Annotated in this window: 20 protein-coding genes; 10 read left to right on the forward strand and 10 right to left on the reverse strand. The window is 61.5% G+C overall.

From position 1 onward, the window contains the following. Window positions 1-3: 3 nt before the first annotated feature. From ACYU70_RS04395 to ACYU70_RS04435, 9 genes are all read left to right on the forward strand, one after another. Window positions 4-615 (forward strand): gluconate 2-dehydrogenase subunit 3 family protein, encoded by a 612-nt coding sequence (locus ACYU70_RS04395; RefSeq protein ID WP_342299926.1) that lies wholly within the window; start codon window positions 4-6, stop codon window positions 613-615. 154 nt (window positions 616-769) lie between these two features. After that, window positions 770-2,020, forward strand: a complete 1,251-nt coding sequence (locus ACYU70_RS04400) for a nucleoside permease (RefSeq protein ID WP_342299924.1) — start codon at window positions 770-772, stop codon at window positions 2,018-2,020. A gap of 44 nt (window positions 2,021-2,064) precedes the next feature. Continuing rightward, complete coding sequence (locus ACYU70_RS04405) at window positions 2,065-3,216, forward strand: Gfo/Idh/MocA family protein (protein WP_342299923.1); 1,152 nt, start codon at window positions 2,065-2,067, stop codon at window positions 3,214-3,216. 7 nt (window positions 3,217-3,223) lie between these two features. After that, window positions 3,224-4,276, forward strand: coding sequence for a sugar phosphate isomerase/epimerase family protein (locus ACYU70_RS04410; RefSeq protein ID WP_342299922.1), 1,053 nt, complete (start codon window positions 3,224-3,226; stop codon window positions 4,274-4,276). Between the two features lie 13 nt (window positions 4,277-4,289). Next, a complete protein-coding gene (locus ACYU70_RS04415; RefSeq protein WP_342299921.1) occupies window positions 4,290-4,763 on the forward strand; it encodes a c-type cytochrome in 474 nt (157 codons plus the stop codon). A gap of 11 nt (window positions 4,764-4,774) precedes the next feature. Next, on the forward strand, window positions 4,775-5,662 hold the full coding sequence (locus ACYU70_RS04420; RefSeq protein WP_342299919.1) for a hydroxypyruvate isomerase family protein: 888 nt from the start codon (window positions 4,775-4,777) through the stop codon (window positions 5,660-5,662). 48 nt (window positions 5,663-5,710) lie between these two features. Then, window positions 5,711-6,502: a 3-keto-disaccharide hydrolase gene (locus ACYU70_RS04425; RefSeq protein WP_342299917.1), complete on the forward strand. Its 792-nt coding sequence runs from the start codon at window positions 5,711-5,713 to the stop codon at window positions 6,500-6,502. Window positions 6,503-6,662: 160 nt separating this feature from the next. Continuing rightward, window positions 6,663-7,586, forward strand: a complete 924-nt coding sequence (locus ACYU70_RS04430; RefSeq protein WP_460615897.1) for a helix-turn-helix domain-containing protein — start codon at window positions 6,663-6,665, stop codon at window positions 7,584-7,586. 73 nt (window positions 7,587-7,659) lie between these two features. Beyond that, the gene (locus tag ACYU70_RS04435) at window positions 7,660-8,400 is read left to right on the forward strand and encodes an SDR family oxidoreductase (RefSeq protein WP_342299914.1); all 741 of its coding nucleotides are present in this window, start codon (window positions 7,660-7,662) and stop codon (window positions 8,398-8,400) included. 18 nt (window positions 8,401-8,418) lie between these two features. Here the strand turns inward: ACYU70_RS04435 and ACYU70_RS04440 are convergent, their stop codons facing one another. From ACYU70_RS04440 to ACYU70_RS04465, 6 genes are all read right to left on the reverse strand, one after another. Then, window positions 8,419-9,312, reverse strand: coding sequence for a sugar phosphate isomerase/epimerase family protein (locus tag ACYU70_RS04440; protein WP_342299913.1), 894 nt, complete (start codon window positions 9,310-9,312; stop codon window positions 8,419-8,421). 78 nt (window positions 9,313-9,390) lie between these two features. Then, entirely contained in the window at window positions 9,391-10,734 is a 1,344-nt protein-coding gene (locus ACYU70_RS04445; RefSeq protein WP_342299911.1) for a gluconate:H+ symporter, read from the reverse strand. Between the two features lie 52 nt (window positions 10,735-10,786). Then, window positions 10,787-13,993 carry a cyclic nucleotide-binding domain-containing protein gene (locus ACYU70_RS04450; RefSeq protein WP_342299910.1) on the reverse strand — a complete coding sequence of 1,069 codons (3,207 nt, stop codon included), beginning with the start codon at window positions 13,991-13,993 and terminating at the stop codon, window positions 10,787-10,789. A 57-nt stretch (window positions 13,994-14,050) separates the two neighbouring features. Beyond that, a complete protein-coding gene (locus ACYU70_RS04455) occupies window positions 14,051-15,031 on the reverse strand; it encodes a YitT family protein (RefSeq protein ID WP_460615898.1) in 981 nt (326 codons plus the stop codon). A 186-nt stretch (window positions 15,032-15,217) separates the two neighbouring features. Further along, the gene (locus tag ACYU70_RS04460; RefSeq protein WP_460615899.1) at window positions 15,218-17,407 is read right to left on the reverse strand and encodes an ATP-binding protein; all 2,190 of its coding nucleotides are present in this window, start codon (window positions 17,405-17,407) and stop codon (window positions 15,218-15,220) included. 70 nt (window positions 17,408-17,477) lie between these two features. Continuing rightward, window positions 17,478-17,708: a hypothetical protein gene (locus ACYU70_RS04465; protein ID WP_460615900.1), complete on the reverse strand. Its 231-nt coding sequence runs from the start codon at window positions 17,706-17,708 to the stop codon at window positions 17,478-17,480. Window positions 17,709-17,968: 260 nt separating this feature from the next. On the opposite strand from ACYU70_RS04465, the gene ACYU70_RS04470 reads away from it, so the two are divergent. Then, the gene (locus ACYU70_RS04470; RefSeq protein ID WP_460615901.1) at window positions 17,969-18,451 is read left to right on the forward strand and encodes a hypothetical protein; all 483 of its coding nucleotides are present in this window, start codon (window positions 17,969-17,971) and stop codon (window positions 18,449-18,451) included. Between the two features lie 99 nt (window positions 18,452-18,550). Here ACYU70_RS04470 and ACYU70_RS04475 read toward each other — a convergent pair whose 3' ends face one another. The 4 genes from ACYU70_RS04475 to ACYU70_RS04490 are packed head-to-tail and all read right to left on the reverse strand — an operon-like array spanning window position 18,551 to window position 21,619. Continuing rightward, complete coding sequence (locus ACYU70_RS04475; protein WP_460615902.1) at window positions 18,551-19,111, reverse strand: protein-tyrosine phosphatase family protein; 561 nt, start codon at window positions 19,109-19,111, stop codon at window positions 18,551-18,553. A 34-nt stretch (window positions 19,112-19,145) separates the two neighbouring features. Beyond that, window positions 19,146-20,126 carry an ADP-ribosylglycohydrolase family protein gene (locus ACYU70_RS04480; protein WP_460615903.1) on the reverse strand — a complete coding sequence of 327 codons (981 nt, stop codon included), beginning with the start codon at window positions 20,124-20,126 and terminating at the stop codon, window positions 19,146-19,148. Between the two features lie 28 nt (window positions 20,127-20,154). Beyond that, window positions 20,155-20,688, reverse strand: a complete 534-nt coding sequence (locus ACYU70_RS04485; RefSeq protein ID WP_460615904.1) for a GbsR/MarR family transcriptional regulator — start codon at window positions 20,686-20,688, stop codon at window positions 20,155-20,157. A gap of 13 nt (window positions 20,689-20,701) precedes the next feature. After that, entirely contained in the window at window positions 20,702-21,619 is a 918-nt protein-coding gene (locus ACYU70_RS04490; RefSeq protein WP_460615905.1) for a TIGR01777 family oxidoreductase, read from the reverse strand. Window positions 21,620-21,652 lie beyond the last annotated feature (33 nt).

Raw genomic sequence — 21,652 nt, forward strand, 5'->3', positions numbered from 1 at the left:
ATCATGAACAGAAGAGACGCCCTGGCCCGCGTGGCCATCATCATGGGTGGCACCGTTATCGGAGCCGATTTTTTCCTGAGCAGCTGCTCCTCTCCTACTAATAAGGAAGAGAAAACCGCCGCCAAGGAACCTGCCGCCGCGAAAGAAGCAAAGCCGTTTCTTGATGCCAACCAGGTCAGTTTCTTGGATGAAGTAGGCGAAACCATCCTGCCCGCCACCAAAACGCCGGGGGCCAAAGCTGCCCAAGTAGGCAGCTTCATGAGCGTGATGGTGCGCGACTGTTATACGCCCGCCGACCAGAAAATCTTCCTCAACGGCCTCACCAAGCTCGACCAGGACTGCAAAACGAAAAACGGCAAAGGCTTCCTGGCTTGCGATGCGGCCCAGCGCACCGCCTTCCTCACCGCCCTGGATGCCGAGCAAAAGGCATTCACCCAAAACAAGCAAAAAGACGACCCCGCGCACTACTTCCGTATGATGAAGGAACTCACGCTGCTGGGCTTCTTCACCTCAGAAGTGGGCGCTACGAAGGCCCTGCGCTACCTGCCCGTGCCCGGCCGCTACGACGGCAACGTGCCGTATAAAAAAGGCGACAGGGCTTGGGCAACGACTTGATTTGTCGGCCTTTTCAGACCGTCATGCAGAGCGCAGCGAAGCATCTTTACTGCAATAGTAAATAATTGCGTTGTGCGGTAAAGATGCTTCGCTGCGCTCTGCATGACGGTCAATGTTCCGCCTGCTTCTGAATCCTACCTCCAAACCCTCCCACATGACGCCCGCCATCCGCTTTAAGCTGTCCCTGATGATGTTCCTGGAGTTCTTCATCTGGGGAGCATGGTTCGTGACGCTGGGCACCTACCTGCTGCATAACCTGCACACCACCGGTACGCAGGTGGGCAGTGCTTTTCTCACACAGTCGGTGGGGGCTATTGTGGCCCCGTTCATCATCGGGCTGATTGCCGACCGGTTCTTCTCGGCCCAGAAAATCCTGGGGGTGTTGCACCTGCTGGGCGCAGCGCTGCTGTGGCTGGCATCGCGGGCAGGCGATTTTTCGGCCTTCTACCCTTACGTGCTGACGTACATGATAGTGTACATGCCCACGCTGGCGCTGGTGAACTCCATTTCCTTCCGCCAGATGCAGAATCCGCAGAAGGAATTTGCCTCGATTCGGGTACTGGGCACGCTGGGCTGGATTATCGCCGGCATCACCATCGGCTGGCTGAATTGGGAGCAGAGCGGCAACCTTGGCCTCACGTTTCAGATGGCGGCCGGGGCTTCGGCCCTGCTCGGGGTATTCAGCTTCACGCTGCCGCCCACGCCGCCCGTCAAAAAAGCTGGCCCCGCCACTATGGGCGAGCTACTGGGCCTCGAAGCCATCGGCCTGCTGAAGAACCGCTCTTACCTGATTTTTTTCCTGGCCTCGGTCGCCATCTGCGTACCGCTGTCGTTTTACTATGGCTTCACCAATCCATTTTTGAATGAGACGGGCATGAAATCGGCCGCTGGCATCCAGAGTCTGGGGCAGGTTTCGGAAGTGCTGTTTATGCTACTAATTCCGGTGTTCTTCGTGCGCTTGGGCGTGAAGAAAATGCTGGCTATTGGCATGCTGGCCTGGGTAGTACGGTATATCTTCTTCGCCTACGGCAACGGCGATTCGAACTATTGGATGCTGATTGCAGGCATCGTGATGCACGGCATCTGCTACGATTTCTTCTTCGTAACCGGCCAGATTTACACCGACAACCTCGCCGGTGAGCAGTCGAAAAGCGCGGCCCAGGGCTTTATCACGCTGGCTACCTACGGCGTGGGCATGCTAATCGGCTCCCTCCTCTCGGGCCAGATTGTGGACGCCCACAAAACCACCGGCGACCTCCACGACTGGCACACCATCTGGCTGATTCCGGCCGGCATTGCGGCCGTGGTGCTGGCCGTATTCGTGCTGCTTTTTAAAGACCAGAACGCCCCCGCACCAGCTGAAGACCTCAGCTACGCCGAAGCCAACGCTCGTTTGGAAGTGTAGAGACGCATATTTGCGTCTCTACTTTTAGCACCACACTCCCTCCTATGAAACTACGACTGGGCATGATTGGCGGCGGCCAGGGCGCGTTCATCGGCGGCATTCACCGCATCGCCGCCGCCCTCGATGGCCTGTATGAACTCACCGCCGGCGCGTTCAGCAGCGATGCGGAGAAGTCGCGGGCCACAGGCGTACTGCTGAATCTGGCCCCAGAGCGCGTGTACGGCTCTTTTGAGGAGCTGATTATGCAGGAAAAGCAGCGGCATGAAACCGAGCGGGTGCAGGTTGTGGCCATCGTTACACCAAACCACCTGCACTTCGAGCCCGCCAGGCTGGCGCTGGAAAACGGCTTCCACGTCATTCTCGATAAACCGATGACTTTCTCGCTGGCCGAGGCCAAGCAATTGAAGGAAATTGCCACCGCCAACGGCCGGAAACTCTGCCTGACCCACACCTACACCGGCTACCCAATGGTGAAAGAAGCCCGGCAACTCATTGCCGCGAACACATTTGGCCCCATCCGCAAGGCCTACGTAGAATACCCGCAGGGCTGGCTCAGCGCCTTTGAGGAAGGCACGGATAACAAGCAGGCGGCCTGGCGCACCGACCCCGCCCGCAGCGGCATTGCCGGGGCGATGGGTGACATCGGGACCCACGCCTTCAACCTGCTGGAATACGTGACCGGCCTGCAAGTCGAAAAGCTCTGCGCCGACATCAATACCGTGGTGCCGGGCCGTCGGCTGGACGATGACGGGGCCGTATTGCTCCGGCTATCCAACGGCGCGAGCGGCGTGCTGGTAGCCACCCAGGTGGCGGCCGGCGAGGAAAACAACGTCCGCGTCCGGGCCTATGGCGACAAGGGCGGGCTGGAGTGGCAGCAGGCAGATGCCAACACGCTGCAAGTGAAGTGGCTGGACCGGCCCACCGAGATTTATCGGACGGGCACGGGCTACGTCGGTTCCTTCGCGCAGCATAATGCCCGCACCCCAGCCGGCCACCCCGAGGGCTACCTCGAAGCATTCGCCAACATCTACCGCAACTTCGCCCTGACCTTGCAAGCCGAAATGGCCGGCCAGACTGCCCCGCCCGAAGCCCTCGATTATCCAGGGCTGGAGGAAGGCATCCGGGGCATGGCATTCATCGAAAACGTCATTGCCTCGGGTCATTCTGATAAGAAATGGACCGAATTCACCGTCTGACCCGCCCATGACTACCATTCAGGGACCCGCCGTTTTTCTTGCCCAATTCATCGGCGATGAAGCGCCTTTCGACAGTCTGGCCGGCATTTGCGCCTGGGCCAAGGGCCTGGGCTTTCAAGGCGTGCAACTGCCCACCAACGACCCGCGCTTCATCGACCTGCAAAAAGCCGCCGAAAGCCAGACCTACGCCGACGAAATCCGGGGTGTGGTGAATGCCGCTGGCTTGGAAATCACCGAATTATCGACCCACCTGCAGGGACAGCTGGTGGCCGTGAACCCGGCCTACGACCAGCTATTCGACGGCTTCGCGCCCGAGGCCTACCGCAACAACCCCAATGCGCGCCAGCAATGGGCGGTGCAGCAGTTGAAATATGCCGCCAAAGCCTCCCAAAACCTGGGCTTGAAGGCGCACGCCACCTTTAGCGGGGCGCTGCTGTGGCCCATGGTGTACCCTTGGCCACAGCGGCCGGCCGGGCTGGTTGAGGATGGCTTTGCCGAACTGGGCCGCCGCTGGCTGCCGATTCTGAATGTGTTTGACGAGTGCGGCGTGGACTTGTGCTACGAAATTCACGCCGGCGAGGACCTGCACGACGGTGTGACTTACGAGCTGTTTCTGGACCAAGTGAAGCAGCATCCGCGCGCCTGCCTGCTCTACGACCCTTCGCATTTCGTACTCCAATGCCTTGATTATCTGGAATACATCGACATCTACCACGAGCGGATTAAGATGTTCCACGTCAAGGATGCCGAGTTCAACCCCACGGGGCGGCAGGGCGTGTACGGCGGCTACCAGAGCTGGCTGAACCGGGCCGGCCGCTTCCGCTCGCTGGGCGATGGGCAGGTCGATTTCAAAGCCATTTTCAGCAAGCTGACCCAGTACGACTTCCCCGGCTGGGCCGTGCTGGAGTGGGAATGCGCCCTAAAAAACGCCGAAGATGGGGCCCGCGAAGGCGCTCAATTCATCAAAGACCACATCATTCGCGTCACAGAAAAGGCGTTCGACGACTTCGCCGCCACGGCCCCCAACCCGACCCTCAACCATTCCCTGCTCGGAATTTAACCGCCTCCTTCCCATGAAAAAAACTGCCTTATTCCTCAGCCTTTGTGCCCTGCTGGCCGCCTGCGATTCCGGCTACAAAAAAGATGGCCCCGATGAAGTGAGCCAGCAGTCGGCCTCGTCGGCCGAACTCAAGAGCGACAGCACCACCGGTGCCAACGTGGCCGCCGTGGCCGAGCAGCCGCAGGTCGATACCAGCACCTCGAAGATTGGCACCGGGCACAGCGGCGGCCTGGTGGCCAACGGGGCAAAGCTGATGGCGGCCTCTGACTGCGCCAGCTGCCATAAAGAAAAGGAGAAGCTGGTAGGCCCATCCTACGCCGACGTAGCCCAGAAATATCCGTCTAATGAGCAAAATATCAGCATGCTGGCCGGTAAAATCATTCAGGGCGGCTCTGGCAACTGGGGGGCAGTTCCCATGACGCCGCACCCCGGCGTGACCGAGGCCGACGCCCGGGAAATGGTGAAATACATTCTGACCCTGAAATAAAACCGCCCGTCATGGCCTCGCCTCCTACCCGCCGCACGGCGCTCAAAAACATTTTGGCGGGCACGGCCGCCGCCGGAGCGGCGGGAGCGCTCGGCGCTTTCGTCCCCGCCGAAAACGCGCTGGATTCGCCCGCTTTGAAAAACAACATCAACCACTCAGTGTGCCGCTGGTGCTATGGCGATTTATCGCTCGACCAACTGTGCGCGGCGGCCAAAAGCATTGGCATCAAGGGCATCGACCTGGTTGGGCCGAAGGACTGGCCCACGCTGAAGAAGTATGGGCTGGATTCGCCGATGTGCAACGGGGCCGAAATCAACCTGACTGATGGTTTCAACGACCCGCAGTTTCACGCCACGCTGCAGAAGAGCTACGCCGAGATGATTCCGAAAGTGGCGGCGGCGGGCTATAAGAACCTGATTTGCTTCAGCGGGAGCCGGCGGGGCAAGGACGATGCCACCGGCTGGGCCAACTGCGTGAAGGGCCTGACGCCCCTGCTGGAGCTGGCCGCCAAGCACAAAGTAGTGCTGGTGATGGAGTTGCTGAACAGCAAAATCGACCACAAAGACTATCAATGCGACCGCACAGCCTGGGGCGTAGCGCTGGCCAAAAAGCTGGGCTCAGAGCATTTCAAGCTGCTTTTCGACATATACCACATGCAGATTGACGAGGGCGACATCATCCGTAATATCACCGATAACCACGCCTACATCGCACACTACCACACCGGCGGTGTGCCCGGCCGCCACGAAATCGACGAAACCCAGGAGCTGTACTACCCGGCTATCATGCGGGCCATTGTGGCTACGGGTTTTAAGGGCTACGTGGCACAGGAATTCATACCGAAGCAGCCCGACAAGCTGGCCTCGCTGCGCAAAGCTGTGCAACTGTGCGACGTGTAGCGGGCTCCGCTTCACCGTCATCTCTCCCACCTTCCAATCCTTTTTCTCATGAAAACCCGCCTGATATTCACCGCCCTTTTGGCCGGCAGCCTGGGAGCCGTCCACGCCCAGCAAACCGCCAAACCCGAGGATACGGAAGTGTATGAGCCCGTGCCCAAAGTGGTGACGCCCGGTAAAACTGTCGGCGATGCACCTTCGGATGCGCTGGTGCTGTTTGATGGTAAGAACCTGGACCAGTGGGTGCTCACCAGCGACCACAAAGCGCCGGCCAGCTGGACGGTGGCGGGAGGAATTATGACCGTAAAAAAGGACGTGGGCAACATCGAAACCAAGCGCAGCTTCGGGAACTACCAGCTGCACTTGGAGTGGCGCATTCCGGCCAATATCACCGGCACGGGGCAGGCCCGGGGCAATAGCGGCGTATTCCTGGCCTCAACGGGCAGCGGTGACCTGGGCTACGAGCTGCAAATAGTGGACGCGTACCAGAACAAAACCTACGTCAACGGCATGGCCGGAAGCCTCTACAAGCAGGCCATCCCGCTGGCCAACCCCGCCCGCAAGCCCGGCGAGTGGCAAACCTACGACGTGGTGTGGACGGCCCCGGTGTTCGGCGCGGGCGGCGCGCTGGTGACGCCAGCCTATGCCACCGTGTTTTTCAACGGCGTGCTGGTGCAGGACCACACCGCCCTCACCGGCCCTACGCAGTACATCGGCAAGGCCTCGTACCAGGCGGCGCACGGCCCCTCGCCCATCAAGCTCCAGGCCCACGGCGACAAGAGCGAGCCGCTGAGTTTCCGTAATATCTGGATTCGGGAGCTGCCAATGGCGGCGGCGAAGTAAGGAGCTTTTCGGGAATAACAGAACGTCATGCTGAGCGCAGCCGAAGCATCTCTACCGCGCAACTAATTTCCAATCAAAAGGAATAGTATTGCGGTAGAGATGCTTCGGCTGCGCTCAGCATGACTTATTTCTATTCAACTCATAAGAATAGCGCCGCAATTTGAGTTGCATAACTTTGGCAATGGGTTCACGTGAAAGTATTGCTGATTACTACCAACGGTACAGCCGAGGAAATCCGGCAATGGGACAGTTCACCGCTTACCGGATTGAGGACGTTCCTACGCCAAGCTCTTTTCCGCATGTGCGGCGGGATTTTTATAAGATAAAGCTGTTGTGCAATGTGCAGGGCATTCTTTCGTATGCCGACCAGCGGGTTGAGGTGCAGGACTCAGCCCTGATTTTTGTTAATCCCCTGATTCCCTACTCATGGGAGCGCACGAACGGGAGCGAAACCGGCTTCGTGTGCTTGTTTACGGAGGAGTTTATTACGCAGCAGCTGCGCACGACCAGCGTGGCGGGTTCGCCGCTATTTCGGGTGGGTGGCACGCCGGTGTTATTTCCTGCGCCGGAAGTGGTAGGCCGGCTCAGCAGCCTTTTCGAGCAAATGCTGGTGGAGTTGCAGTCTTCGTATGCCAACCGTGATGAATTGTTGCGCAGCTACGTACAAATCATCCTTCATGAGTCGCTTAAGATTGCGCCAGCGGCGCACTTCTACCAGCCAGGCACTTCGGCGGCGCGCCTCGGCTCCCTGTTTCTAGAATTGCTGGACCGGCAGTTCCCCATCGCATCGCCGCACCATAAACTGCCGCTCAAAAATGCGAACGAGTTTGCCCGGCAGCTCGCCGTGCATACCAACCACCTGAATAAGGCGCTGAGAGAAATAACGGGCAAAACCACCACCGAGCACATCGCTGAAAAGATGACGGACGAAGCCAAAGCATTGCTGCGCAACAGCGATTGGAGCATTGCTGAAATCGGCTTCTGTCTCGGCTTTGAGCACGCCTCTAACTTCAACAGCTTCTTCAAAAAGCAAACCGGGCTGCCGCCCAACCACTACCGACGGCAACCGGTAGCACTTTCATAACTTTTGGATTGATTCACATACTTCTGCATTGCCGCAGACAGAGACCTTTGTGCTACTAAACCAGTAACACAACATGGAAAGCTCAATAGCAGGCAAAGTCGTCGTCATCACGGGGGCCAGTAGCGGAATTGGCGAGGCCGTGGCCCTCCTCCTGGCTGGGCGCGGGGCCAAAGTGGTGCTTGGCGCTCGCGGCCTGGAACGCCTGCAGGCGCTGGCCGCTCGCATTAAGGCGGCCGGCGGGGAAGTCGCCTATGCCCCTACCGACGTGAAGCGGCGCGATGAAGTGGCCAACCTCGTCGGGCTGGCGCTTGAGCGGTTCGGCAAGCTCGATGTGCTCATCAATAATGCCGGCATTGGCCCTATTTCGCTGCTTGATGAGCTGCGCGTGGAGGATTGGGAGGAGATGATTGATGTCAACATCAAGGGCGTGCTGTACGGCATTGCGGCCGCGCTGCCAGTTTTTCGCCGGCAGGGCTTCGGACATTTCATCAACACCGTTTCGACGGCGGGCCTGAAAATTGTGCCGATGCAGGCCGTGTATGCCGGTACCAAGAATGCCGTGCGCACCATTTCGGAGGGCCTGCGCCAGGAAGCCGGCGATAAACTGCGCGTGACCATTATTTCGCCCGGTTTCGTGCGCACCAATTTTGCCGATTCCATGACCAACTTGGCCGTGCAGGCCCAAATCCGGGCCACAAGCGAGCAGTTGGCCATTTCGCCGGATGCCATTGCCCGCGCCATGGTATTTGCCATCGAGCAGCCCGCCGATGTGGATGTGGGCGAAATCGTAATCCGGCCGACGGCGCAGGGGTAGCGCCGTCGGCACGGCGGGCTACACCAGGTTTTTCTTGATGTAAGCCAAACTTTTAGCCGCGCTATCGAAGGGTGAGCCGGGCGTGATGTCCTGCTCCACGAAAAAGTATTGCAGGCCGGCTTCGTTGGCGTGGGCGAAGATTTTTTTGAAGTCGATGCTACCGTTGCCTACTTCGGTGAAGGAGTGCGGCGCGGCTTTGTCCATGTCCTTGACGTGCCAGAGGGGGAAGCGGCCGGGGTGCTGCTTGAATAGCGTAAGGGGGTCGTGGCCGGCTTTGGTGGCCCAGTAGAGGTCGAGCTCCATTTTCACCAATTTGGGGTCGGTGGCGAGGAGCAGGTCGTAAGGCAGCTTGCCATTTTGGGGCACGAACTCGAAGTCATGGTTGTGGTAGCAGAGCTGGATGCCGGCTTTCTGGCAGCGCTCGCCGGCTTTGTGGAGCTGGTCGGCGATGGTCTTGTAGTGGTCGAGGTTGCCGCGCTCGGCTTCTGAGAGATAGGCGCAGACCATGTATTTCACCCCGGCGGCGGCGGCATCGTCCACGGCGCGGTCCCACTCGTGGAGCATGGTGCCCATGGCGGGCGCACCGTTCATCTGCTCCTCGCCGAGGCGGTAGTGGCTGCTGGGCATTATCAGGCCATTTTGCTTGAGCAGGGCGGCAAATTCTTTGGGTGACATGCCGTAGAACTTCTGGGTGCCGGTGTAGGTCGCGCCCTCCAGCGAATTGTAGCCCATTTTGGCCAGTTGCGCCAGCGTGCCGGCAGGGTCCTTGGCCATGGCGTCGCGCACGGTGTAGAGCTGCAGGCCGATGTACTTTTTGTTGTAGCCCTTGTCGCGGGCCAGCAGGGACGGTGATACCAGCAAGCCGGCCGATAGCAGCGCGGCCGAGGTCAGGAAATTTCTACGGGAATTCATGGAGCAGCGTGGGTTGAAGGATGAATTAAGATGAAGCCAAGATAGGGATTAACAATTACTTGCAAACTATTCAAAACATCATAATCGTGCCAGAGCGGGCGCTACCAACGGCAGCGCCCAGTCGAGCACCAGCACGCCCAGCAGCCCCACCACCGACACAATGGTTTCCATGGCTGACCACGAGCGCAGCGTGTCGCGAATCGAGAGGTTGAAATATTGCTTAAACAGCCAGAACCCACTGTCATTCAGATGCGAAAACAGCAGGCTGCCCGCCCCGATGGCCAGCACCATTAAGTTGGGATTGACGGTCGAGTGGGCCATGGTGGGCAGCATCACGCCGGCCGCCGTGAGCCCCGCCACCGTGGCCGAGCCGAGGCACACCCGGATGAGGCCGGCCAGCAGCCAGCCCAGCAGCAGCGGCGGAAGCCCGGTGCCATTCAGGCCGGCGGCAATGGCCTGGCCCGCCCCACTTTCCACCAGCACTTCCTTCAGCGCCCCCGCCCCGCCGATGATGAGCAGCAGCAGCGCCACATCGCGCAAGGCTTCACCGTAGGTTTCCATCACGGAGGTCATGGATTTGCCCTGACTGCGGCCCAGGCTGAACGTGGCCACCCCTACCGACAGCATCATCACTACGCCCGGGTCGGCTAGGAACGCCAGGGCCGGCGCGAGCGGGCCGCCGGGCGGCAGCACCGCCTGCAAGCCCAGCACGACCGCCAGCACCAGCACCGACAGCAGCGACGACAGGAAGCTGTTGACCCGGCCCGGCAAGGCGCTTTCGGCCAGCGCTTCGCTCACAAACCCCGCCAGCGGCGCGGAGACGATGCCCCGCAACGTGCGCGCATACAGCGGCCCGGCCACAACCACGGCCGGCACCGCCACCAGCAGCCCGTAGCCAAATGTGAGGCCCACATTGGCATGGAACAGCGCCACCAGTGCCGTGGGGGCCGGGTGCGGCGGCAGGAAGCCGTGCAATACCGAGAGCGAGGCCAGCATGGGCAGGCCCACGTACACGGCCGGCAGCCGGTATTGATATACCACCGAGAATATCAGCGGAATAACCAGCAAAAAACCCACGTTATAGAACAGCGGAATGCCGATGATGAAGCCGGTGACCATCATCGTCCACTGAATATTTTTCGAGCCAAAAGCCTGCATCAGCACGGCGGCGATGCGCTGGGCCGCGCCGCTTTCGGCCACCAGCTTGCCCAGCATGGCCCCCAATACCACCACCAGCGCAACCGAGCCCAGGGTATCGCCGAGGCCTTTTTGCACGGCAGCCAGCACCTGCGCGGGCGGCAGGCCCAGCGCCAGCCCCGCCGGAATGGTGACCAGCAAAAACGCCAGAAACGCGTTGACTTTGCCCCAACTGCTGAGGACGATAAGCGCCAGCACAGCTAGCACAATGATGAGGAGCGTCATGCCGCAAGGTAGGCCCGCCGGAGGGCAAAAAGCGCACCCATTAAGCGACGAATTATCCCGGTACCGGCTGGGGCTGCGGGGGTTGCGTTCGCTCGTTCTGGCGGCGCAGGCGCTGGCAGAGCACCTTCAGGATATTGCGGGTGACTTCAGGGCAGTCCTCCATCACGTCGTAGAAATCTTCCTGGTCGATGCGAAACGCGGTGGCCGGCCCCACGGCCACGGCCGAGGCCGAACGGGCTTCGGCATCGAGCAGGGCCAGCTCGCCAAAAAAGTCGCCGCTGCGGAAGGTCGTCAGTTGGCGCGAGCCGTCGAAAATCCCCACTTCGCCCTCACTCACGATGAACAGCGAGGTGCCCAGACTGCCTTTGCTGAAGATTTCCTGCCCCGCTTCAAACGCCACTTCCCGCATAATGGGCTCGATGTTGCCGAGGATGTTTTCGGGCGTGTTGGCAAACAGGGAAGTGCCTTTGAGGATGAGGACCCGGTCGCGGGCCGAGGTGCGGGGGGTAGTCGGCTGTGGATTCATGGCGAGGAAGGCGACGGCGGGATGCGTGAGGAGGAGCTGGTCATAGGCAGCCGGGCGCAGCACGGGCAATTGTTGGAGCACGGCCAGGGCACTTTCCTGAACCAGGAGGCTGGTGGATTGCAAGTTAGGCACCAGATAGGATACGGTGGCGGGCTGGGGGTGCCACTGCCGCAGGGCCACGCTAATCGTCCAGGCCGTGAAGGCTTCCGCGCCCCGGCGCACGATGGTGGTTTGCACGGTTTCGGCGGTGGTGATGGGGCCGAGCAAGGCATCCATGACCTCGGCACGCTGGCTCAGGCGGCCCGTTTCCAGCATGGCCTGCAAGCCGGCAAACAGCGGGAGCGGAATCATATTCTCCAGAATTGCGAGGGCGCTGGCCTGGGTTTCGCCGGTGGTGTGGATGGCGCCGTGCTGCGCTTCCAGCAGCGGCGGCCGCTCGTACACCTGCATCAGCAGGCCAAACAAACGCTGGGTGCAGCGGCGCAGCTCCTGGCGCAGGGCGGCGCGCAGCTCAGAATTGGCGGCGTGCATGCCGTGCAAAAAGTGCTGCGCCAGGCGCATCTCCTCCTCTATGAGCTGCTGAAAGAGCGGCGCGTCACTGGGCATGGTGACAAAGCTGTCGAGCGCCCGCAGCGCCGCCGCCCGCGCCTGCAGGTTGGCCCCGCTGGCTACTTCCAGCAGCACTTGCCGGGCGGCGGGCGTGGCCATGCGGGCGCACACCTGGGCCATCGCCTGGGCGCGGCGCTGGTCGCATTCCTGAGCCAAAGCGGGCTTGAGTAGCGGCAGCACGGGTGCCCCGATTCTGACCAGGCCGGCCAGGGCCGGTTTCTGCACCTTCTTCATGCACAGAAAGCTTATCATCAGGCTTATAATGTCGGGGCCCGGCACCTCGGCCACGGCCCGTACGGCAGCCTGCACCAGGGCGGGCTCGGGGCTGTGCAGGCAGATGGTGATTGCCTGCTGCTGCTGCTCCGGCGTAAGCAGCTCAATGAGCTCCAAGGCCGCGTGGCGGGCATTGGTTTCGGCCGAGGACGCCACGGCGGCCAGGCTGGCCAAGGCCGCGCCATCGGTGGGATGCGCGCCCAGCCGGCCCCGGATAGCGCCCTGGCGCACGGCCCAATCGGGGTGCAGCAGCAAGTCGTCGGCCGATGGGTGGGGTCCGGCCAGGCAGCTGGCCATTTCGCGCAGGGCCGGGTCGGGGTCTTCCAGAGCCAGACGACGCAGCCGGGGCAGTTCCACCCGGTCTCCCAACAGCCGCAGCGCCCGGTGGCGAATGCGGTTGCTGGGGTGCGTGAGCAGGTGCTCTGCCTGTTCGAGCAGGGCAGTGGCTTCTATTTTGTGCAGATGCTCGATGGCCTGCAACACCATCTCCTCGCTGGACTCGGCCTCGGCCGAGCGCCGGTCCGGCGGCTCACTGCCCACCCGAACCGGCTCATTATCAGCCGCACCGTGCAGGTGCAGGCTCGTCTTCAGGGCCTCCAGGTAGTGCCAAAGCATATACCGCAGCAGATACACCACCCCGAGTACCAGGGCGGCCATCCACACAAAGGGCAGCCAGGAGTTTGCCGGAAACGGCTGGGCCGCCAGCAGCAGCAGGCCACCCAGCCCCACGCCTGCCGGCTCATAAATCCCCTTCACGACACTGCGCCCCGCCAGGTGCTCGGGCGGCGGCAAGCGGTGGAACAGCACCAGAAAAACCGGCTCGAACAAGGCCCGGCGGCATATTTCCAACCCCAGATAAAGCCCGCTGAAATAAACCAGCTGGCCCCACGGCCCCACGGGAAGCATTCGCAATACCCAGAATATCAAAACACTACCCAGCACAATAAACGGCAGCAGCAGCAACGTCCGGCGCACGCCCACCCAGGCCAAGCCGCGCCGCGCAAACAGCAGCCGGCCCGCCGCCGCCAGCAGATAAGCCAGCGCCAGCACTGCGCCCAAGTACTGCATCACATCTACCGGGCCGGGCAAAAAATTTCGAACACTGAGCAAAAAAACATACTCCACTCCTACCGCTATTGCGGCCACCGCCATCACGCTCAGTCCCATCACCCGCACCAACGCGCCCGGCCCCAGCAGCTGCCGGATGAGCGGCAGGCTGCGCACAGCCGGCGGGGCGAGGGGCAAATGCGGCAACCCGGTTCTTCGTCGAAAAGCCGCCTGCTGCACCAGCGCCGCCAGCACGTAGGAGCTCAACGCCATGATTAACAGCATCGAAATGGCATGGGCCGCGGGTACGAAAATGGCCAGCGCCGCCCCCACGGCTTTGGCCGGCAGCTCGCCGGAGCTCACCACCCCGAACAGCCGCCGCCCCTGGCGCGCGTTGAACAGGGTGGCCGACATGCTCCAGGCCTCCAGGTTGGTGAGTAGGTACAGCAGGCGGTAGCCCGTCATGATGCCCACGGCCGTGGCTACCGACGGCGTGGGCTGCCAGGCCAGCGCCAGCACCACGGCGATGACCACCACCGTCAGCAGCGCCCGCACGGCCAGGCTCGGCCCCAGCCAGCGGCGTTCCAGGTAGGCATAGAGGCTGCCGGTCAGCCCCATAACCACTGCTCCCACGCAGTAGGCCACGGGCAGGCTGGAGGCAGGGTGCCGGGCCAGCAGCAGCGCCGTGGCCGCCAGATACACCAGCACGGTGCCAAAGCTGAGCAGGGAATTATGGGCAAAGAGCAGCCACACCGACGTGGTTTCGTGCGGCCGAACTCCCAGAAACCGGTACCACCTTTCCATGATATTCCTGCTGAATTGGCCCGGCGGCGCGGGGCCCCGGCTCCCATCCCAGAACGGCTAGTGCAAGGCCCGCTTTTTAATCAGGCCGCCCTTCATGTCGCTCACGCTCTGGGAGACTACGAAGGCGTTCGGGTCAATTTTATGAATCTCATCCGTCAGGCTGACCACCTCCAGGCGGGTCACGACCGTGAAAATGGCCTCCACTTTCAAATGCTGGTGCCCGTGGGTGCCAAAGCCCTGGGTGCATTCGTACACGGTGGCTCCACGGTGGAGCTTATCGGTTATCATGCGCCGGATTTCGGTGCTGTGAAACGAGATGATGGTCAGGCCGGTGTATTCCTCGATGCCCACCAGCACGAAATCCACGGTTTTGGCCGCGGCCAGATACGCCAGAATGGAATACAGCGCCGTTTCTATCGACAGCAGCCAGGCGGCCACCGAGAAGATAGTTATGTTGATAATCAGCACAATGTCGCCGATGGAAGCGGGCAGCCGGCGCGTGAGGTAGAGGGCCAGGATTTCGGTACCATCGAGCACGCCACCGCCGCGCATGGCCAGCCCCACCCCGGCTCCCAGAAAGAAGCCGCCGAATACGGCAATCAGCAGCTTATCCTGCGTGAGGGGCGGGAACGACACCACCAGCAGCGCCCCCGCCAGCGCCAGAATAGTGAGCAGGGTTTTGAGGGCGAACTTCTGCCCCACCTGATAATACCCCAGCACGATAAACGGAATGTTAATCAGCACAATGAGCGCCGACAACGAGATACCCGTCAGCTGGCTCACCAGCAGCGAAATACCCGTTACCCCGCCGTCAATAAAACCGTTCGGCAGCAGAAAGCCCTTCAGCCCCAGTGCAGCCGAGAAAACGCCACCCGCCAATAGCACGCCCTGCAGGAGGATGGCCCCCAGCTGGTGCTGCGCAAAGAACTGAGACACGCCTGTGCCAGCCTGCGCCAGCACTTTGGGGGGCGGGGGCGCCGGCTGGCGGGCTAGTTTCCGAACCCGGAAACGAGAAGGCGGTAGTTGTTCGAGCAACATCGTAAGTGTCAAAACTTAACCTTGCACCATGTCTACTTCCCCGCGGGCAATTCCCCCACCGCCTTCTGATTGATGAGGCGGGCGGCACATCCCGGGCGGCATTCATTTCATACGGACCAAGCGGTTAGATAATGTTCAGTTTAAACAAGCAATTACTTAAATATATTCAATAAATAGTATATAAATTCAAGTCGCCACATCTTCCATCACCTTTTCAACGGTAACAGGCAGACTAATAGTAAATTGACAATATTCACCCTCCTGGCTTTCCACACTCAAAACTCCACCGTGTCCCTTCGTAATCACGTCGTAGCTCAGCGACAGGCCCAGGCCGGTGCCCTCGCCAGTGGGCTTGGTGGTGAAGAAGGGCTGGAAGATTTTCTCGCGCACCGCCAGCGGAATGCCCGCCCCGTTGTCGCGCACCCGAATCTCGACGGCGTGGTCAGTTTGGCGGGTTTGCACCTGCACTTCGGGGCGGTAGGCGGCATCGGCGTGCTTGCCTTTTTCGGTTACGGCGTAGAATGCGTTGGTTAGTAGGTTCATGAGCACGCGGCTCAGGTCCTGGGCTACGGCCGGAACGGGCTGCAACTGCGGGTCCAAATCGGTGGTGAGCGTGGCGCTGAAGTCTTTGTTGCGAGCGCACCAGCCGTGGTAGGCCAGGCGCAGGCTGTCCCCGGCCAGGGCGTTGAGGTCGGTGGCTTGGCGGGTGCCGCTGCTCGGGTGCGAGTGCTCCAGCATGCGTTTCACGATGCGGTCGGCGCGGGCCCCGTGCTCCTGAATCTTCACCTGGTTCAGGGTCAGGTCATCCAGCAGCTGCTGGATATTTTGCCCGCCACTGCTGGAGAGGTGCTCCCCGGCCAGCTCCTCCTGCAGCTCGGCCAGCAGCTCCACGTTCAGGTCCGAGAAATTGGTCACGAAATTGAGCGGGTTTTGAATTTCGTGGGCCACGCCGGCCGTCATTTCGCCCAGAGAAGCCATTTTCTCGCGCTGCACCAGCTGGGCCTGGGTGTCCTGGAGCTCGGTCAGGGTGCGGTTGAGCTGGTCGCGATGGGCGGCAATCTGGGTATTCATCTCGTTCAGGTGGCGGTTGGCCCGCTGCTTGAGGTAGATGTTGCGCCACAGCAGCCCCGCTATCAGCAGCACACTGGCCAGACCGGCCAGCAGCCCATTGAGCTGCAGGCGCTGCCGGGCCGCCTTCTGGGCCTGGAGCTGCCGGGTTTTGGTGAGCAGGTCAATCTGGGCCTGCTTGCTGGTGAGCTCATAGTCGTAGCGCAGGCGGCTGGTGCGGCGGCGCGTGTCCTCGCCCGAGAGCGTGTCGTTATAGGCCAGGTGCAGGTTGCGGAAGTAGTAGGCTTGCGCAAAGTCGTGGCGCTGGGCGTAGGCTTGGGCCAGAATGTCGCTGGCATTGCGGATGTTCTCGTTGCTACGCGCCTGCTGGCTAAGCTGCAGGCCGTGCCGGGCCAGGGCCACCGCGCTATCGGTCTGGTGGGCCAGCAGGTAGGCGCGGGCCAGCATCAGCTCCACGGCGGGCAAGTTGTAGTCGTCGTGGGTGGCGCGCACCAGCTGCTGGGCGCGAAGCCCGTGGGCCAGGGCCGCCGCCGGGTTGCCCTGCAGGCCATACACTTCGGCCAGGCTGGTTTCGCTGCCGGTTTCGCCGATGGCATCGCCGAGCTGCCGGCTCAGCACCAGCGCCCGCTGGTAGTAGTAAATGGCCTGGGGCCATTTTTTCAGCATCTGAAACGAGTTGCCCAGGCCATTGAGCGCCAGCAGGGTCACTTGCTGGTCGTGGGTGCGCAGGCCGCCGGCCAGGGCTATTTGCAGCACGGGCAGGGCCTCGTCGTAGCTCCCCATTTTGTAGTAGATGTCGCCCAGCGTGGCTTGCAGGCGGATTTTCGTCTGCAAGTCGCCCGCCTGCTCGGCCAGCCGCAGGCCTTTAAGGGCCGACGCCAGGGCCGGCACGGGGTTGCCCTGGAGCATGTCAATCAAGCTCAATTGAAGCCAGGCGCGGCCCTGCCCCTGGCGGTCGCGCAGCCGCACAAACAGCGCCTGCGCCTGCCGGGCCAGGCGGCGGGCCAGCGCAAAATCGTTGTGACGACGGTGCAAAGTGCTCAGGCGCAGCAGGGCCTGGCCCTCGCCCGCCGAATCGCGGAGCTGCCGGGCCAGCACCAGCGCCTGCTGGCTCAGCCTAATGGCGCGGGGAATGTCAGTGCTGCTCCATTGCTGTGCGGCTTGCAGCAGCTGGCGCACGCGGGCCGTATCGGGCCGGGCCGGACGGGGCAGCGCCGGGCGCATATTGGGGGCATGGGGCACCTGCCCAGCCACCGGTAGATAGCAAACTGTCAGGCTCATGCACAGCAGAATCACGAAGAATTTCATGCCGATGAGCGCAAAAAATCAGGTTATTGCCCGGGGCAACCGCGCATGCGGCAGGCGGCCGGGCAACCACTCAGATATTCGGGTTGTGAATCACGCCCGCAATCACCTCGCCGCCGTCGCGCAGGGCGTTGGTTTGGATGAGGTGCAGCTCATAATCCTGGTCGACGGCCCGAAAAATGACCACCGGCGGGTACTGAGAATAGTCCGGAGCCGTGCCCAGGCGCTGCGTGTAAGACTCAACGGTCTCGTTCCAATTATCCTGAGAAACAACTTTTTTTTCGATGGCGGGATGGGGCTTCATGGCCACAGGGGTTAGCGGTGAATATAATATTGTAAATATAATAAATATTATATCAACTATTTCACCCCAGGCATTCAATGAAAAAGCCTATTTTAAAAATCCCAATCCTGGCTCCAGAATGTCCGGGAAAGCGCCTCAGAAGAGCTTAATGCGGGATAAATAGGCCGGCAGGCCAGGCAATTATGCAGTAAAATCATTATCCGGTTTCAGCCACGGATGAGCCGCTTACGTAGCAGTCCTGTTCACTTTACCATTCGTTTATGAAGCGCTACGCCCCCCTCCTGCCGCTGGCCCTGCTGCTGAGCTGCGCCAGCACCGACCGGCCCGTGGTCGAAACCCCAACCGTGAGCACCGCGCCCACCGTGCAGCGGGCCTTCGACGTGCCCGCTCTGCTGGGCATGAATGCTGACCAGATTGCCCGGCCCCTCATTAGCCAATCCATCCGCCCAGACCACGACCGCACCCCGCGCGAATCATCGGCAGGCACCACCGAGGCCCTTTACACGTACTGGCGCGATACCACCGCACTGGAAGTGAGCTACGACCCGGCCACGCTGCACGTCAACAGCTATTTCATCAAAACCAAGAGCGGGCGGACAGCGGACTATACCACGCTGCTCAAGCTGGCCAACGTGAGCAAGTACGACAAGCGCCTGAGCATCGAGCCCATTGCCTCGGTAGAGAACCCGAACCTTTATACTGGCGTGAAGCTCACGCCGGCCGCACCCACACCTGTGAACTAAGCGCTGAAACGCGTCATTCCGACGAAGGAGGAATCTGGGCAAAATACAGCCCTCAGATTCCTCCTTCGTCGGAATGACAATGTTTAACCAGTTGCTTACCTATTCAGCAGCCGCCGGAACGGGTTCAAAAGCGCGCACAAAGGCGGCCTGCTCGGCAGTTTCGGGTGAGCGGGGCACGCGGTGGTTTTTCTCCACGCCCTTCCACTCCTCGGCGATGCGGGCCAGGGCTTCGTCGCCGCTCAGGCCGAAATGCTGGCGCAGGTGGCAGCCCACCACCGTGCCCGTGCGGCCCACGCCGCCCCAGCAATGCACCACGGCCCGGCGGCCGGCGGCGGCACTGTCTTCGATGGCGGCCAGCACTTCGGCCAGGCGCTTGGGCGTGGGTACGCTCACGTCGCGGATGGGGAAGCGGCGGAAACGCACGCTTTCGGCGGCCAGGCCCAGGTGGGCGGCCCGGGTGCGCAGCAGGTTTTCGTAGGGTTCGAGCGGCTCGGTGGCCTCGGTGAGGTCGTAGAAGTCGCGGATACCGGCGGCCAATAACAGGTCGAGGCGATGCGCGGCATCGGCTTCCAGCTTGGCCCCGGGGTACTCGGAGGCCAGCAATAAAGGGGTGGCCCAATACGAGTTGGGCAGCGGACGGGGGGCGGGAATAGTATTCATGGCAGAAGGTACGGAAAGTTGCGAAATGCCCAGCTTACTCGCCCGCCAGCCGCCCGGCCAGGTCCTCAATATCGGCCCGGCGGGCCAGCACGGCCAGCCACTCGGCCGGGATGCCCGCCTCGCCATAGGCCAGACCCGCGAGGCCGCCGGCCACGGCTGCGGTGGTATCGGTGTCGTCGCCCAAGTTCACGGCAGCCAGCACGGTGGCGGCGTAGGTGTCGTGCTTCAGCAGGCACCACAGCGCCGCTTCGAGGGTGTGTACGACGTAGCCGGAGGAAGAAATTGCCTTTTCCGGCTGATTTACAATCCCTTCGGAAAGCACCCACCAACGGTAGTGTTTGTCTTCAACCACGGCCGGAATGCTGCCGTTTTCCAGCCACGGATTAGCCTGCTCGCGCATCCGGGCACAGGCCTCCACAGGTGAAAGCCCCGCTAATAGTCCCCGCGCCACCAATAGGTACAGAAAGCAGCCCAGCGTGGAGCGCGGGTGGCCGTGCGTGACGCTGGCCACATTTTCAGTAAGTGCCCAGGCAGCATCCAAATCCAGGTTTTCCGCCCGCCAGACATCGTGAAACACCAGCGGCAGAATCCGCATGAGTGCGCCATTGCCGTTGTCGGTTTCCGAGTTTGGTCCGGCGGCGGTGGGCATGATGCCGCGCTGAAGCCGGTCTATGGCGGTGCGGGTGGCGTTCCCCACGTCGAATGTTTCGCCCGTCGCGGTCCAGTAAGATTGATATAGCCAGTTGATGCTGCGCCGGGCGAAATCGGCCAAATCGGGTGCGCCGCTGCGGCCGCTGGGGCGGGCCAGGGTTTCGGCCAGGCAGAAGGTGAGCGAGGAATCGTCGGACCAGGTGCCGGCGGGCTGGCGGTGGGTGCCGAAAGCGCGCATCCCGGTCACGGGGTCTTGGCGGCGGGCGACACGGGACAAAAACTCCACGGGCACGCCGAGGGCATCGCCCACGGCTAGGCCTAGGAGGGCGGCGCGGGTCTGTTCAGAGGTAGCTGGTTGGGACATTGAATTTGAATGGAAAAGAAGCGTTTGGCTACACAAAGAACCGGATAAACTTATCCCAGAACCAGCTCTTTTCGGCCTGCATGAGGCGCGTGAGCAATTTATCCGACACCGTGGCCAGCTGCTGAATGTCAGTTAGCGCGCTGTGGAAAGCACGGTAGTCGGCATCGGCCGCATCGCCGGGAAGGGCGGCCAACTGGTCGAGGCTGCGCTTCATCTGGTCGAGTTCGCGCCGCTTGCGGGCCCGGATGATGCAGCGCGTGACTTGCAGCATATCCTTCTCGGCGATGAAGTATTCGCGGCGTTCGCCCGGGCGCAGCTCTTTGTAAATCAGCCCCCAGTCGAGTAGCTCGCGCACCGTCATGCTGGCATTGCCGCGCGAGATGGTGAGTTGCTCCATCAGGTCTTCGGTACTCAGGGCGGCAGGGCTCACCAGCAGCAGGGCGTGCACCTGCGCCAGGGTTTTGCTCACGCCCCAGCTCGCGCCCGATACACCCCAGGTATGAATGAATTGGGCTTTGGCCTCGGCCAGGGTGAGTGCGGGAGAATTATCGGTTGGTTGCATTGTTGAAATCAGGTTAGCTGGCAAGTAAGTCCGTAATAGCCTGCCCGCAAGTGGGATACCGAAACTCAAAGCCCAACTCCAGCAGCCGCTGCGGATATACTTTGCGGCTTTTGAGAATCAGTTCGGTTTCAGTACGCAGGAAGAATGCACCAATTTCCAGCAGCCATTTCGGCTGCGGCAGGCGCAACAACGGCCGCAGCTGCCGGCCCAGCAAGGCATTGAATTCCCGGTTTGGCAAGGGGTTGGGCGCGCATACGTTGAACGCACCGGCTTCCTCAGTTTGCGAAATCAGAAACTCCACAGCGCGGCAGAAATCCGTAATGTGCAGCCAGCTCACCCACTGTCGCCCGGTGCCCTGGGGCGTGCACAAGCCCAGCCGGGCCAGCTTCGCCATCACCGGGAAGGCACCACCATCCCGCCCCAGCACAATGGAAGTGCGCAAGGCTACCTTGCGCGTGGCCGGCGCAAAGCACGCGTCGAATGCCGCTTCCCAGGACCTGGCTACTTCCACCGAAAAGCCCGTGCCGATAACGCCCGCAGCCTCAGTATTGGCTGGTTTGTCGCCTTCGGTATCGGCATAAATTGTGGCCGTGGAGGAATTGAGCCAAACGTTGGGGGGTACGGCACAGGCGGCCACGGCCTCGCCCAGCACCCGCGTACTTTCTACCCTACTGGCGATGATTTCGCGCTTATTGGCTTCGGAGTAGCGGCAATCCACTGTGCGGCCGGCCATGTTCATCAACACGGCGGCCCCTTCCAGCTCGGCGGCCCACGGGCCCAGCGTGCGAGCATCCCATTGCACACTATCCGGCCCGGTATGCAGATTTCGGCTGATGATGACCACCCGGTATCCCAACTGCTGAAAGTGCTGGCGCAAGTGGTTTCCCAGAAACCCATTGCCCCCGACGATTACCATTTTTGGCTGTTGCATACGCTCCTGCCCTGTGTTGGGGACCCGCCATCC

The organism is Hymenobacter segetis (assembly GCF_054776495.1).

What these genes read in the sequence shown, in the direction of transcription:
- ACYU70_RS04395 (WP_342299926.1), top strand. Translation starts at nt 4, where the DNA reads ATGAACAGAAGAGACGCCCTGGCCCGCGTGGCCATCATCATGGGTGGC.
- ACYU70_RS04400 (WP_342299924.1), top strand. Translation starts at nt 770, where the DNA reads ATGACGCCCGCCATCCGCTTTAAGCTGTCCCTGATGATGTTCCTGGAG.
- ACYU70_RS04405 (WP_342299923.1), top strand. Translation starts at nt 2,065, where the DNA reads ATGAAACTACGACTGGGCATGATTGGCGGCGGCCAGGGCGCGTTCATC.
- ACYU70_RS04410 (WP_342299922.1), top strand. Translation starts at nt 3,224, where the DNA reads ATGACTACCATTCAGGGACCCGCCGTTTTTCTTGCCCAATTCATCGGC.
- ACYU70_RS04415 (WP_342299921.1), top strand. Translation starts at nt 4,290, where the DNA reads ATGAAAAAAACTGCCTTATTCCTCAGCCTTTGTGCCCTGCTGGCCGCC.
- ACYU70_RS04420 (WP_342299919.1), top strand. Translation starts at nt 4,775, where the DNA reads ATGGCCTCGCCTCCTACCCGCCGCACGGCGCTCAAAAACATTTTGGCG.
- ACYU70_RS04425 (WP_342299917.1), top strand. Translation starts at nt 5,711, where the DNA reads ATGAAAACCCGCCTGATATTCACCGCCCTTTTGGCCGGCAGCCTGGGA.
- ACYU70_RS04435 (WP_342299914.1), top strand. Translation starts at nt 7,660, where the DNA reads ATGGAAAGCTCAATAGCAGGCAAAGTCGTCGTCATCACGGGGGCCAGT.
- ACYU70_RS04440 (WP_342299913.1), bottom strand. Translation starts at nt 9,312, where the DNA reads ATGAATTCCCGTAGAAATTTCCTGACCTCGGCCGCGCTGCTATCGGCC.
- ACYU70_RS04445 (WP_342299911.1), bottom strand. Translation starts at nt 10,734, where the DNA reads ATGACGCTCCTCATCATTGTGCTAGCTGTGCTGGCGCTTATCGTCCTC.
- ACYU70_RS04450 (WP_342299910.1), bottom strand. Translation starts at nt 13,993, where the DNA reads ATGGAAAGGTGGTACCGGTTTCTGGGAGTTCGGCCGCACGAAACCACG.
- ACYU70_RS04455 (WP_460615898.1), bottom strand. Translation starts at nt 15,031, where the DNA reads ATGTTGCTCGAACAACTACCGCCTTCTCGTTTCCGGGTTCGGAAACTA.
- ACYU70_RS04460 (WP_460615899.1), bottom strand. Translation starts at nt 17,407, where the DNA reads ATGAAATTCTTCGTGATTCTGCTGTGCATGAGCCTGACAGTTTGCTAT.
- ACYU70_RS04465 (WP_460615900.1), bottom strand. Translation starts at nt 17,708, where the DNA reads ATGAAGCCCCATCCCGCCATCGAAAAAAAAGTTGTTTCTCAGGATAAT.
- ACYU70_RS04470 (WP_460615901.1), top strand. Translation starts at nt 17,969, where the DNA reads ATGAAGCGCTACGCCCCCCTCCTGCCGCTGGCCCTGCTGCTGAGCTGC.
- ACYU70_RS04475 (WP_460615902.1), bottom strand. Translation starts at nt 19,111, where the DNA reads ATGAATACTATTCCCGCCCCCCGTCCGCTGCCCAACTCGTATTGGGCC.
- ACYU70_RS04480 (WP_460615903.1), bottom strand. Translation starts at nt 20,126, where the DNA reads ATGTCCCAACCAGCTACCTCTGAACAGACCCGCGCCGCCCTCCTAGGC.
- ACYU70_RS04485 (WP_460615904.1), bottom strand. Translation starts at nt 20,688, where the DNA reads ATGCAACCAACCGATAATTCTCCCGCACTCACCCTGGCCGAGGCCAAA.
- ACYU70_RS04490 (WP_460615905.1), bottom strand. Translation starts at nt 21,619, where the DNA reads ATGCAACAGCCAAAAATGGTAATCGTCGGGGGCAATGGGTTTCTGGGA.